Origin of the sequence: Microbacterium sp. LTA6 (assembly GCF_045690355.1) — a bacterium.
Taxonomy (GTDB): Bacteria; Actinomycetota; Actinomycetes; order Actinomycetales; family Microbacteriaceae; genus Microbacterium.
The window spans coordinates 3870839-3883982 of sequence record NZ_CP147855.1; the positions used below are offsets into that span (position 1 = coordinate 3870839).

Genomic DNA, 13144 nt, shown 5'->3' on the forward strand with positions numbered 1-13144 from the left:
TGTGCGTTTCGTATGCTCGGGATGAGTTTCCGCTATGGCCTTAGCCTGTTCTTCATGAGTGACATTCCCGGTGCGTGGCGACGCACGGCAGCAGGGGCCGGCCTGCTCTCGGCCGATGGCGCTGTCGCGCCCACCATCTTCGCAGAGATGTCGGCCGCCGCGGCGAGAACCGGCGCGATCAACCTGGGGCAGGGCTTCCCCGATGAGGACGGCCCGGCTGAGGTGCTGGATGCCGCGCGAGAGGCGATCGCGCGCGGTGCGAATCAGTACCCGCCCGGGCGCGGCATCCCCGACCTGCTGGCCGCGATCAGCGAGCACCAGCAGCGCTTCTACGGGTTGAGTGTGGACCCGGAGCGCGAGGTCATCGTGACGGCAGGCGCGACAGAGGCGCTGACCGCGACGCTGCTCGCTCTCATCGACGGGCCGGACGACGAGGTCGTGGTGTTCGAGCCGTACTACGACTCCTACGCCGCCGCCGTTGCGCTGGCCGGTGCGCGGCTGCGCACGGTGCCGCTGCGCACTCCCGACTTCCAGCCGGATCTGGGTGAGCTCGCGGCATCCGTCAACGACCGCACCCGGATCATCCTGGTGAACGACCCGCACAACCCGACCGGAGCCGTCTTCGGCCCGGAAGTGCTGGCCGAGATCGTGCGCCTCGCGGTGCTGCACGACGCGACCATCGTCACCGACGAGGTCTACGAGCATCTCGCCTTCCACGCGCCGCATACGCCGATCGCGACGCTGCCCGGTGCCGCGGAGCGCACGCTGACGATCTCGTCCGCCGGGAAGACGTTCAACACGACCGGCTGGAAGATCGGGTGGGTTCACGGCCCCGCCGACCTCATCACCGCTGTGCTCACGGTGAAGCAGTACCTCACGTACGTGAACGGCTCGCCGTTCCAGCCCGCGATCGCCGTGGGGCTGCGTCTGCCGGATTCGTACTTCGCGGATGCCGCCGCAGCTCTCACCCGCAAGCACGAGATCCTCGGTGCAGGTCTCCGCGCGGCCGGGTTCTCGGTGCATCCCCCGCGCGGCGGCTACTTCACCGTCGCTGATGCCACTGCGCTCGGCGGGTCGGATGCCGCCGCCTTCTGCCGCGCCCTCCCCGAGCGCGCCGGGGTCGTCGCGATTCCACTCACCTCGTTCGTGTCGGCCCAGCACCAGGCTGATTACGCCGGTTTGGTGCGGTTCGCCGCGTGCAAGCGGGTCGAGGTGCTCGAGGAGGCCGCCTCTCGGCTGGTCGCCTTCGGCGCCTGACACCGTCTTTGGGCGCGGCGCTGCGTGTACCCGCGTGCCACTTGCATGACCGATGCACACATGCAGGTCTGTAGTTCGGCGTGTCGCCCTGCAGGCGTGTTTTCGTCATGCAGGTTGAACGCGCTGACCATGTCGGCGCAGGATCCGCCGCGGGCTCAGCGCGGGATGACCTTGTAGCGGCGCACCCGCAAAGACGGGTTCACGGCGCGCACGCGTTCGATCGCGGCGCGCTCCACGACAGCCGCGGCGATGCCGTCGCCGGTGCCGATCCCGGCGAGCACGACGCCCTGCGGGTCGATGATCTGCGAGTGACCGACGCCGATCGGGGTGGGGTGATCGGCCGCGACGACGTAGGCCGTGTTCTCGATGGCGCGGGCGGCGAGCAGCGTCGTCCAATGGTGCTCCTTGAGCGGGCCACGGACCCACTCCGCGGGCACGACCAGGACGTCGGCACCGGCATCCACCAGGGTGCGCGCCACCTCAGGGAAGCGCAGATCGTAGCAGGTCATCAGCCCGAACCGCAGTCCCCCGACGTCGAATGTCGACGCCTCCCCCACATCGCCCGCCTCGATCCAGTCCGACTCCCGCTGCCCGAACGCGTCGTACAGGTGCTGCTTGCGGTAGACCGCGAGGATGCCGTCTCCCCGCACGGCCACGACGGCATTGCGCACATGCTGCTCGTCGGCCGCCCGTTCGGCGAGACCCGCGACGATGACCACGGCGTACTCGGCCGCAAGCGCGGTCAGCGCGGTCACGAACTCGCCGTCGAGCGGTTCGGCGTTCTCCGCGAGGGTGGCGTCCATCGGGTCGACGAAATAGCTGGAGTACTCCGGGAACACCACCAGCTTCGCTCCGCGCGCGGCGGCATCTGCCGTCAGCGCGGCGATCCGCTCGAGGTTGTCGGCGCGAGATGCCGTCGGCGCGAACTGGCAGACGGCAACGGGCAGTGCGGATGTCTCGGACATGCCCCCATCCTCCCAGCATCCGCCCGCGCTTCAATGACGATTCAGCCGGCGTTGGCGCTTCTGAGACACGCCCGGGGGGTCGCGCTCGATTCGCCGACCCCCGGAATCCGTGATAAGTTACTTCTTGTGCCGCGGGGTGGAGCAGTTCGGTAGCTCGCCGGGCTCATAACCCGGAGGTCGCAGGTTCAAATCCTGTCCCCGCAACAAAAGAAGGCCCGGATCCGCAAGGATCCGGGCCTTCATCTTTCTCTGGAAGCCTCGCCCCGAGCGCGGTCGCTCAGCAGCCCCAGAGCCTGCAGACCCGGCTCCCGGTGCTGTTTCAGTCGGGCTTTCACGGCATCCAGTTCCGCTGACTCGCCGTATCCGGCGGGCACGCGCGCTGGATTCAGCGCCACCCGGTTCGCCCACTCCGAGATGTCGGGTTCCGCCCCGAACGCCTTCGCAGAGCGCGTGCCGAGGATCGTCATCTCGACCCAGTCCGCGAGGGTGCTCGAGTACGGCGAGGGGAGGCAGACGCGGTTCTTCTCGCCGTCGTCGTCACGAGTCGCCTCGACGTAGCCGATCATCGCGGCACCGAAGCACGGGAACCCGGTGCGAGTCGGCTGCGGTCTGATGGCGTCGCCGCCCCAGATCGGCACCAGTGGCCGTCGTCGCAGCCCCTCAGCCGCGCAGTGCACGACGACAGCCTCCCGCTGGACCGCCTCCGTCCCGTCGTCGAACAACAGCCACCCAGGCTCGACCCGCCGCAGGTGCCCTCGGCGCACGACATGCTCGACCGTACGCAGCAGAGTCAGCTCCCACAGGGCGAGGGTCGGCGTTCGCGCCATCGTGGGCAAGACGGAACGATCGATCCGCAGCAGTACCTCGGCATCCTCCAGGCGGAGGAACAGATCGTCGAGTGACGTCGCCAGGCGGGCCGCCTCCATCGTGTCGGCCGCCATCCCCAGCAGGATCGCGGGATCGGGCTGCACCTTCGCGCGATTGAGCATCCACGGATCCCGTGGGCGCACCCAGCAGATCGCTCCGGGGGCAATGCCGCGGCCGAGCAGCCACACGATCGAGTCCGTCGCGGTCTTACCCGAACCGACGATGACGTATTGGTGCTGCGGATGCTCCAGGTCGGGCAGCTCATTGACCAGGATCACCCGGGCGCCCTCCGCGACCTCGAACGGCGGCGGCACCATCGCGGGGATTCTCGGCGCCAGGTAGGTCGCATCCACGATTCGGCAGCGAGACGTCACGGCGAACCCGGGTCCCCCGCCGCCGGAGGAGACTCGGCCGTCGCCGAGGTACGTGCAGCCTCCGAAGAACTCGACTTTGCCGGATGCGAGCATCCGCTCCGCGAGAACGGATGCGTAGTACGCGCAGATCTGATCGCGGTCGGCTCGCTCCTGCAGCCCGGCCTCGGGGCCTTGCGTCTGCAGCCTTCCGCCGCCGAGCAGCGTGGATGCCACGCCGTAGAACATCGAGGCCTGGTGGAGGCGGACGAAGGGGTACGCGTCCAGCCAGTGGCCGCCCGGGGCGTCCCGCTGGTCGACGAGCGCCACCCGCACGTCGGCGTGGTCGATCAGCGCGTCGGTGAAAGCCATGCCGGCCGCTCCGGCGCCCACCACGAGGTAGTCGACATCCAGCGTCCTGGGCATCTTCCCAGTGAAGCACCGGCCGGGTGGCGCGTCCAGAGCATGCGAGACGCGAGTGCAGGACGCAGAATGGGCGCCCCCGGAGGGGCGCCCATTTCGTCCGTCGGTCGCGGACTACTTCGCCGCGGCGTCCAGTTCGAGCAGCTTGTTCACTGCAGCTGTGAGGCGCTTGTCGGCCTCCGCGAACTTGGTGAGGTCGCCCGCCTTCAGCGCGGCCTCACGGTCGAGCAGCGCCTGCTGAGCCGCCGCCAGTGCGTCAGCCTCGGCATCGGTCGGCGTCGTCGGCACCTCGCCGGCATCCGGATCCGTCGGCTCCTCGGTGCCCGGTTCCGTGGGCTCGACCGTGTCGTCACCGCCGTCGGCTCCGGCGTCGCCGCCGAACAGCTTGTCCAGCGCCGCTGTCAAGGTGTCCTCGAACGCGACTTCGTCACCGAAGGCGACCAGCACCTTCTGCAGGCGAGGCAGCTTCGTCCCCTCGGAGGATTGCACGTACACCGGCTGCACATAGAGCAGGCCGCCGCCGACCGGAAGGGTCAACAGGTTGCCGTAGAGAACCTGCGACTCGCCCTGCTGCAGCAGGTTCAGCTGCGGCACGACCGCAGTGTCGGAGTTGTAGGTGTTCTGCACCTGACCTGGACCGGGCACCGTGGTGTCGGTGTCGATCTCGAGCATGCGCAGCTGTCCGTAGCCCTCGGCCTTGACACCGGCCTCGGCCCCGGCATCGGAGTCGACCGCGAGATACCCCATGAGCACGTCACGGTTACTTCCGCCCTGCGCCGACGGGATGAACGTCGAGAACATCGAGAAGCGCGGCGAATCCTGGCCGGGCATCTGCATGGTCAGGTAGTACGGGGGCTGGAGCTCCGACTCGCTGCGCGGGTCGTTCGGCGTCTGCCAGCGGTTGTCCTGCTGGGCGAAGGAACCGGCCTTGTCGATGTGGTACGTCCCGAGAATCTCCCGCTGGATCTTGAACAGGTCGGTCGGGTACCGCACGTGGCTCATCAGATCGCTGGACATCTCGCTGATTGGCTCGACTGTCGACGGGTAGATCTTCTGCCAGGTCTTGAGGATCGGGTCCTCGGTGTCCCACGCGTAGAGGGTCACCGAGCCGTCGTAGGCGTCGACCGTCGCCTTGACCGAGTTGCGGACGTAGTTGATCTCGTCGATCGCAAGCGTCGGCGCCTGGACGTTGGAGTCGGCGATCGCGTCCGAAAGGCTCACCTTCGACGAGTACGGGTACGTCGAGCTCGTCGTGTAGCCGTCCACGATCCAGACGATCCGGCCGTCGACGACGCTCGGGTACGGGTCGCTGTCCAGCTCGAGGTACGGCGCCACCTTCTGCACGCGGGTCTTCGGGTCGCGATCGTAGAGGATCTGCGACTCCTCGTTCACGAGGTTCGAGAACAGGATCTGCTCGGACTGGAACTTGAGCGCATAGAGCAACTTGGTGAAGGTGTCGCCGATGCGCGGCCCTCCTTCACCCTCGAAGGTCGTCTTCGTCTCGCTGGAGCCGTCCTTGCCCCGCGGGTAGTCGATCTCGGCCGGCTCGGCGCCCTCCGGCGCTCCCACGATCGAGTACTCCGGCGAGGACTCGCCGAAGTAGACGCGCGGCTCGAACTTCTCGGAGTCCGTGAGGAATCCGGCCGAAGGGATGCCCCGCTCGAGGAACACCGGCTCGCCGTCGGAGGTGCGCTGGTTACCTGCCGCCGCGACGAGACCGTAGCCGTGCGTGTAGACCGCGGCGACGTTGTTCCAGTTGCCGCTGTCGACGCCCTCCATATCGAGGTCGCGCACCGACACCACGGTGTCCTGCATGACGCCGTCGATCTCGTAGCGGTCGACGTCGAGCGTCTGCTGGAACTGGTAGTAGCCGCGGTACTGCTCGAGCTGACGCACGGTGGGGCTGATGACCTCGGGGTCGACGATGCGGATGGATGCCGTGGTCGCGGCGTCTTCGCGCAGCTGACCGGCCTCGGCACTGGTCTCGGCCGTGAACGGCGTCGTCTCGAGATCGGCGACGCCGTAGGCCTCTTTGGTGCCGTCGATGTTGCGCTGGTAGAACTCGGCCTGGAGCGAGTTCTGGTTCGGTCCCACCTGGAAGGTGTCGACAGCCCACGGGTAGCCGACGCCGACGACGAGGGATGCCACGATGAGCAGCGCGGTCGCCGCCAGCGGGAACCGCCACCGGCCGATGATCGCGGTCACGAAGAACAGCACGGCGACGAGGGCCGCGAGGATCGCGAGGATCGCCAGGCCCGGGATGGTCGCGTTCGCGCCGGTGTACGCGGCGCCGATGATGCGATCGTCCTCAGCGACGAGTGTCAGGTAGCGATCCAGCCAGAGGCTCACGGCCTGCACCAGCAGGTAGAGGCCGGCGAGCACCGCCAGCTGGATGCGAGCAGCCTTCGAGATGCGCAACTCGCCCTGGCCGATGCGAACCGAGCCGTAGAGGTACGACACCAGCGCCGTCACGAGGAGGCAGAGCAGCACCACTGCCGAGACGAATGCCAGCAGGATCGAATAGAACGGCATCGCGAACATGTAGAAGCCGGTGTCGAGACCGAACTGCGGATCGACGGTGTCGGTGGCGACGCCGTTGGCCCACAGCCAGACCGTCTTCCACTGCGCCGCGGCCGAGAATCCGGCGAACAGACCGAAGAAGATCGGCATGCCCCACATGGCGAGACGGCGCAGCGGCTCGATGACCTCTTGGTAGCGGTCGAGCTGCGAGCTCAGCCGCACGTAGACCGGCCGCAGTCGGTAGGCGAGCTGGATCGTCACGAACAGGGGCACGGCCATTCCGAGGAAGCCCAGTGCGAACATCAACGCGGTGGCGACCCACTGCGTGGTCAGCACATTCGCGAAACCGACCTGGTCGAACCAGAGGAACTCGGTGTAGAGCGAGGCGAAGACGAAGAATGCCGCGATCAGCGCGGCGATGATCACCATCGAGATGGTGATGATCCGTCGGGACGTTCGGGGCGTGGCCGGATTCGGCGCGGAGGTCGTGGTCACCGTCCCATCCTAGGCACGCCTGGCTATGAGCGGGGTCCCAAGCCGATCACGGCGCGGTCACGGAGCGACGCAGGTGGGAAGCGATTCCACATCGCCGTCGCTTGCGATCACCTCAAGCGCGTCCAGGGACTCATCGAGAGTTGCGGTGCGGATGACCTGCAATCCGTCCGGGACGTGGCCGATGACGTCTGCACAGTTCGCCTCTGGTGCGAGGAAGTACTCGGCTCCGGCATCCCGCGCGCCGTACAGCTTCTGCCGGATGCCGCCGATCGGCCCCACCGTGCCATCGGCCTCGATGGTGCCGGTTCCGGCGATATCCGCTCCCCCGTTGAGCTCGCCAGGGGTCAGCGTGTCGATGATGCCGAGCGCGAACATCATGCCGGCGCTCGGACCCCCGACGTTGTCGAGCTGGATCGCGACCTCGAACGGGAAGTCGTACTCGGTCTTCAGGGAGATCCCGATCAGCCAGGTCGTCTGATCGCCCTCGGTGCGCTTCTCGGGCGTGAGCGATACCGTCTGCTCTTCACCGGCGCGGAGCACTGTGAGCTCGACGGGGTCGCCCTCGGCATCCTGAATCGCCTGCCGCAGCACCTTCGCCGAGGAGACCGACTCGCCGCCGATGGCGGTGATGACGTCACCCGCCTCGAGCAGCCCGTCCGCCGGGGCACCCTCGATCGTTTCGACGACATGCACACGCGCACCGGTGTCGTATCCCAGCTCCCCGAGGGCCGCGGCCGTCGCCTCGTGCTGGGAGTCGACCATCAGCACCGCGTTGTGCTCGTCGCGCTGCTCGCTGCTGACCCCTTCGGGAAACACCGAGTCCAGCGGCACGACAGCGCGCGAGGAGTCGGTCCACGCCAGCGCCAATTCGAACCAGCTGGGGGTGCGCTCCCGATTGCCGATGACCTGGACCGTCGTGAGGTCGAGGGTTCCCGCGGTCTTGAAGGTCTCGACGCCCTCGATCCGGATCAGCGGAACCTGCTCGCCGTCCTTGCCTGCGGCGGTTCCGAGAGTGTCGTACACGGGGCCGGGACGCTGGATCACGTACGGCGTGGGCAGGAAGGTCAGCACGACGAGCGCGACGAGCGCGACGATCAGCGCCCAGACACCCAGTCCGGGCTTGGCAGACCGGAATCTGTCCACAGTGATCCTCCGTCGTTCGCGGGCGGCGTACAGCGATCTGCCCGCTTCGGGGTCACGTGCAGAAACCTGCAACTAGCGTAGATGCCACGGCTATCGGCGTGCTGAGAGGGCGAGCGACATGGCAGACAACGATCCCACCCCTGAAGACTTCCAGGAGTTCCTGCGACGGATGCTGTCCGGCCAGGGCGCCGGCGACATCGACCCGGAGGCGGTGCAGGGCGCCCTCGCCGGCATGGAGGGCCTGCAGCTCGACCCGGCGATGATGTCGACGATCATGTCGCAGCTGCAGGGCGCCTTCGGCGGAGACGCATGGGAGAACGCGCTGCGGCAGGCGCTGCACATCGCGAACCGCGACGGCCAGAGCATCACCGACGGCTCCCGCGGCTCGCTCGTCGACGCGTTCACCTTGGCGAACCTGTGGCTCAGCGAGGCGACGACGATCTCGGAGCTCGCCGAGGCACCGAAGGCGATGACCCGCGGCGAATGGGTGGAGGCGACCCTGCCGGTGTGGAAGGAGATCGCCGACCCGGTGTCGACGAGCATCGCCGACGCCCTCACCAGCGCGCTCGACACGCAGGTCCCCGAGGAGATGCGCGGACTCGTGCAGGGGGCGGGCAAGCTCATGCGCGGACTCGGCGGCTCGGTGTTCGCCGCCCAGTTCGGCCAGGTGCTCGGCAACCTGTCGCTCGAGGTGGTCTCCGGCGGCGACGTCGGCATTCCGGTGCTGCCGGCCGGCACCGCCGCGGTGATCCCGCAGAACCTCACCGCGTTCGGCGAAGGACTCGAGATCCCCGAGGACCAGATCGCGCTGTACCTCGCGACGCGCGAACTCGCCCACGCCCGTCTGTATCGCCATGCCAAGTGGCTGCACCTGCACGTGATGGCCCAGATCACCGACTTCGCCCGCGGGGTCACCGTCGACGTCGATGCCCTGGAGGACGTCGCAAGCCGACTCGACCCGTCGAACCCCGAGGAGCTGCGAGCCGCCATCGAGGGCGGCGCACTTCTTCCGACGCAGACCGAGGCGCAGCGCGAGGCTCTGACCAGGCTCGAGAACCTCGTCGCGACGATCGACGGATGGGTCGACGTGGTCACTGCTCAGGCCACCTCGCGGCTACCCGACGGCGCACGCCTCGCCGAGGCTGCTCGTCGCCGGCGTGCTGTCGGCGGGCCGGCCGAGGATGCCCTCGGCGCGCTGGTCGGGTTGAAGCTGCGCCCACGACGGATGCGCGAAGCCGTCGCCATGTGGCAGGCGGTGACGGATGCCGTCGGAACGGCCGCCCGCGACGCGCTGTGGGACTACCCCGACCTCATGCCGACGGCTGAGGACATCGACGATCCCAGCGCGCTGGTGGCCCGCCTGCAGGCCATCGCCCGCGGCGACGAGCCGGTGGCCGACGAGTTCGACGAAGCGCTCGCGCGCCTCCTGGACGGCGACGACTTCACCGGCGGAACGGAAGCGGAGCCGGTTTCGGACAGCGGACCGCACTCGGATGCGCCGGAAGGCGACGCGGACGCACCGGAAGACGAACACGGCACCGGGGGCGACCGACCGGTCTGAGCGGAGTATCCACTTCTCCTCCCCAACGGGAGATATCCGGAAGTTGTCCACGGATGCCCTTCGAGTGCCCCGCGCGCTCTCGGCAGTCGTGAGAATCGGGGCATGTCTCCGCTCTCGTCCAAGACGATCACCCGGCTCGACCCGTCCGCTCCCCTGCTCTGGCGCGACGAGCAGACGCTGCAGCTCGGCGTCGACGGAAGCGTGCGCATCGAGGTCGTCGGCGTCTGGGTCGAGGCCCTGCTGGTCCGGATGTGCGCCGGCTTCCAGCGCCGAGGCTTCGACGTCATCGCTCACGCGTCCGGGGCGCCTCGCGATGAGGCGCGGATGCTGCTGCGACGTCTCCAGCCGTTGCTCGTCGACGACCCGCCTCCGCCGCCCGCGGTCTGGGTGGAGGGTGTCAACATCACAGACGCGCGTTGCGAGTACCGGATGCGGGACGCTCTCGCCGACGAGGGACTCTCCTCGGGCGCACGCACGGATCCAGATGCCATCGGCGTGATCCTCGTGCAGGGCGCGGCGGCGGCCCTTCAGCTCGCCCCGTACCTCAGCGCGGACATCCCGCACCTCCCGGTGGCCTTCGAAACCGGACGTGTCACGGTCGGCCCGCTCGTCGTCCCCGGGATCACCCCCTGCCTCTCCTGCCGCGACGGACATGAGCGCGATCGCGACCCGGCATGGCCTCGGCTCCATGCCCAGCTGATCGCTCGCCATTCCGGCCCCATCGCGGTCGTGCACGTGGCAGAGGCCGCTGCCCTCGCCGCCCGCATCCTGTCGGCACCGGAGAGCGACGCATCAGCGATCGCTCAGATCACTGCAGACGGCGCCCGCGCGTGGCGCTCGGTGACGTTTCACGCAGAATGCCGGTGCCGCGAGCAGTCGTTCCCATCTCAGCGAGAAAGCGCGACGGTGCCCGCTCCCCTCGTCCTGCCGCGCGCGACCACGACAAGGACAGCGTTCGCGCAGCCCGCGTGACGCCGACATACGCGAGACGACGTTCCTCGTCCACGGCCTCGAATGTCGTCGCGTACGAGATCGGCAACGCGCCTTCGGCCCACCCTGCCAGATGCACGTGCGGCCATTCCAGGCCCTTCGCGGCATGCAGCGTCGACAGCGTCACCGTCCGCATGGTCGGCTCGTGCTGGTCCTTCGCCCTCGCCATCAGCGCGTCGCTGAACGAGCGCAGCGTGGCGTCGGAGCCCGCTTCCTCCGCGAGCCGAAGAATCGCCCGCCGCGCCTCCCAGCCGTCCCGCTGAGCACCGCCGGCCTCGGGCGGCTCCTCGGTCAGGCCGAGCTCGCGGAGTACTTTCTCCACGTTCCCGAGGAAATCCCGCTCAGTCGGCGCGACCGCGGCGCCACGGAGCGCGAGAATGGCCTGCCGCACCTCCGGCATGGCGAAGAACCGGGTTCCGCCGAGCACGGTGGTCGGAATACCCGCCGCCCCGAGCGCCTGCTGCAGGGCTGCGGACTGGGCGTGCGCCCGATAGAGCACGGCGATGTCGGCCGGCGATGCACCCGCAGCGATGCGTGCGGTGACGGCTGCGGCGACACCGGCGGCCTCCTCCGTCTCAGTGTCGTAGGCCGTGACCGTCGGGGTGTCGGCGGTGAACGAATCGCGCGCCGGAACAAGCTCCAAGGCTCCTGGCCGGCCTCGCATCAGCGCGTTCGCCGCGGTGAGGATCGGTGGCTGGGAGCGGTAGTTGGTCTCCAGGCGCACCACAGTGGCATCGGGGTAGCGACGCTCGAACTCCAGGAGGAAGCGCTGTTCAGCACCGGCGAAGGAGTAGATCGTCTGGCTCGCGTCGCCGACGACGCAGAGGTCGCGTCGGTCGCCCAGCCACAGCTCGAGCAGCCGGTTCTGCAGCGGCGAGACGTCCTGGTACTCGTCGACGGTGAAGTGGCGGTACTGCTCGTGAACGGATGCGGCGACCCGCGGCTCCGCCTCCAGCATCCCCGCGCACGCCAGGAGCACATCCTCGAAGTCGAGCTGACGTCGCTCATCCTTCAACGCCTCGTATGCGCGCTGCAGTTCGGACAGCTGCGTGGCGTCCACGCCGTTCACCGTGCGGCCGAGAGCCGCGTGCTGGTCGATGGACAGCATCGAGACCTTGCGCCACTCGATCGCGGAGGCGATATCCCTGAGGGTGGCGGTGTTCGGCCTCATCCGAAGACCGTCGGCCGCCTGTCCGAGCAGACGCACCTTGTTGTCGATGATCGAGGGTGCGGGCGAGCCCGCCAGCGTCGGCCAGAAGAAGTTCAGCTGTGCGAGCGCTGCGGCGTGGAACGTGCGGGCGGCGACCCCTTCGACCCCGAGAGCGCGCAACCTGCCGCGCAACTCTCCGGCGGCCTTCGCCGTGAATGTGACGGCCATCACCCGGGAGGGCGAGTAGGTACCGGTGTCGACGCCGTGCGCGATCCGGTGCGTGATCACGCGGGTCTTGCCTGTTCCGGCACCGGCGAGCACGGCGACGGGCCCGCGCAGCACGGAGGCGGCCTCGCGCTGGCGGTCGTCGAGAGCCGCCAACGCTCCCCCGACGGTGTCCGGTGCGCTCATGCTCGATCCTCGTACCAGTCGCGGATCAGCGCCCTGGCGATCGAGGCGGAACCGGGAAGACCGACGGGCCCTTCGCCGTCGAGAGCGGTGCCGATCTCGGCACGCGTGAACCAGCGGACGTCGATGATCTCTTCGCCGTCTGCGCGGGCCGCGGACTCGTCCTCGACGACCGCGCGGAAGCCGATCATCAGCGAGCGCGGGTACGGCCACGGTTGCGATGAGATGTAGCGGATCGCGGTGAGGCGCACGCCTGCCTCTTCTTCGATCTCCCGGTGCACGACCTGCTCCAGGGATTCGCCGGCCTCGGCGAAACCGGCGAAGCAGGAGTACATCCGGCCTCCCCAGTTCGCGTTCGCTCCGAGCAGCAGCCGTTGACCGTCGACGCTCTCCACGGCGACGATGACCGCCGGATCGGTGCGCGGGAAATGTTCACGACCGCAGGAGAGGCAGCGCCGCGACCAACCGGCCTGGCGCACTTCCGTGCCGCCACCGCACACGGCGCAGAACGGCGCATCGCGCAGCCAACCGGCGAGCGCGATCGCTTCGACGAGAAGCTCGGCATCGAGCGCACCGAGGCGTGCTCCGACGTCGCGGAGCCCCAACCACGTCTCTTCGGGAGCGGCGTCGATGGCCTCAGCGGCGTCTGCGACCGCCGCGAGCAGGATCGCGGCGCCCGCAGCATCGCGCCCGAGCACGGCCCACGTGGCGTCGCCGACTTCCGTCGGCGTGACCAGGACGAGCGCGATCGCCGGGGTGTCGATGCCGGTTCGATGCGTTTCGTCTCTCTCCCCGACCGGCGTGCGGGGCTCGTCCGGAACAGCCGCCAGGTCCACTCGAACCCGGCCGTTGCGCACCATGACGACTCGCGTTGTCGCATCCTCGCGGAGGCGATCGACGACGCCCACCTCGGTGCGGAGTTCGGCCGCGCGGTCGAGAGTTGGACGCTTGATGGTCATCGACTCCCTCTCTCACGGGCGTGGCGAGGGCGGGACCGCCCCTGCACCGACCTACC

The 13144-nt window shown here is 68.7% G+C and carries 8 protein-coding genes and 1 tRNA gene; 3 read left to right on the forward strand and 6 right to left on the reverse strand.

All coding sequences use genetic code 11. The features are described from left to right. Positions 1 to 54: 54 nt before the first annotated feature. Positions 55 to 1257, forward strand: a complete 1203-nt coding sequence (locus LTA6_RS18505) for an aminotransferase class I/II-fold pyridoxal phosphate-dependent enzyme (RefSeq protein WP_341975331.1) — start codon at positions 55 to 57, stop codon at positions 1255 to 1257. A 155-nt stretch (positions 1258 to 1412) separates the two neighbouring features. On the opposite strand, the gene LTA6_RS18510 is transcribed toward LTA6_RS18505, so the two are convergent. Next, a complete protein-coding gene (locus tag LTA6_RS18510) occupies positions 1413 to 2222 on the reverse strand; it encodes a carbon-nitrogen hydrolase family protein (protein WP_341975332.1) in 810 nt (269 codons plus the stop codon). Positions 2223 to 2352: 130 nt separating this feature from the next. Between LTA6_RS18510 and LTA6_RS18515 the strand changes: the two genes are divergently transcribed. Beyond that, positions 2353 to 2426, forward strand: a tRNA-Met gene (locus LTA6_RS18515). A 35-nt stretch (positions 2427 to 2461) separates the two neighbouring features. Here the strand turns inward: LTA6_RS18515 and LTA6_RS18520 are convergent. The 3 genes from LTA6_RS18520 to LTA6_RS18530 form a co-directional block, all read right to left on the reverse strand. After that, positions 2462 to 3865 (reverse strand): FAD/NAD(P)-binding protein, encoded by a 1404-nt coding sequence (locus tag LTA6_RS18520; protein ID WP_341975333.1) that lies wholly within the window; start codon positions 3863 to 3865, stop codon positions 2462 to 2464. Between the two features lie 111 nt (positions 3866 to 3976). Beyond that, positions 3977 to 6877 (reverse strand): UPF0182 family protein, encoded by a 2901-nt coding sequence (locus tag LTA6_RS18525; RefSeq protein ID WP_341975334.1) that lies wholly within the window; start codon positions 6875 to 6877, stop codon positions 3977 to 3979. 57 nt (positions 6878 to 6934) lie between these two features. Beyond that, complete coding sequence (locus tag LTA6_RS18530) at positions 6935 to 8020, reverse strand: S16 family serine protease (protein ID WP_341975335.1); 1086 nt, start codon at positions 8018 to 8020, stop codon at positions 6935 to 6937. A gap of 118 nt (positions 8021 to 8138) precedes the next feature. On the opposite strand from LTA6_RS18530, the gene LTA6_RS18535 reads away from it, so the two are divergent. Further along, entirely contained in the window at positions 8139 to 9581 is a 1443-nt protein-coding gene (locus tag LTA6_RS18535) for a zinc-dependent metalloprotease (protein ID WP_341975336.1), read from the forward strand. 808 nt (positions 9582 to 10389) lie between these two features. Here the strand turns inward: LTA6_RS18535 and LTA6_RS18540 are convergent. Beyond that, entirely contained in the window at positions 10390 to 12132 is a 1743-nt protein-coding gene (locus tag LTA6_RS18540; RefSeq protein WP_341975337.1) for an ATP-dependent helicase, read from the reverse strand. After that, positions 12129 to 13088 (reverse strand): NAD(+) diphosphatase, encoded by a 960-nt coding sequence (nudC, locus tag LTA6_RS18545; protein ID WP_407358378.1) that lies wholly within the window; start codon positions 13086 to 13088, stop codon positions 12129 to 12131. Before nudC ends, LTA6_RS18540 begins: the two co-directional genes overlap by 4 nt. Positions 13089 to 13144 lie beyond the last annotated feature (56 nt).

Coding starts and splice junctions, on each gene's coding strand:
- LTA6_RS18535 (WP_341975336.1), top strand. CDS start 8,139: ATGGCAGACAACGATCCCACCCCTGAAGACTTCCAGGAGTTCCTGCGA.
- nudC (WP_407358378.1), bottom strand. CDS start 13,088: ATGACCATCAAGCGTCCAACTCTCGACCGCGCGGCCGAACTCCGCACC.
- LTA6_RS18505 (WP_341975331.1), top strand. CDS start 55: ATGAGTGACATTCCCGGTGCGTGGCGACGCACGGCAGCAGGGGCCGGC.
- LTA6_RS18540 (WP_341975337.1), bottom strand. CDS start 12,132: ATGAGCGCACCGGACACCGTCGGGGGAGCGTTGGCGGCTCTCGACGAC.
- LTA6_RS18510 (WP_341975332.1), bottom strand. CDS start 2,222: ATGTCCGAGACATCCGCACTGCCCGTTGCCGTCTGCCAGTTCGCGCCG.
- LTA6_RS18520 (WP_341975333.1), bottom strand. CDS start 3,865: ATGCCCAGGACGCTGGATGTCGACTACCTCGTGGTGGGCGCCGGAGCG.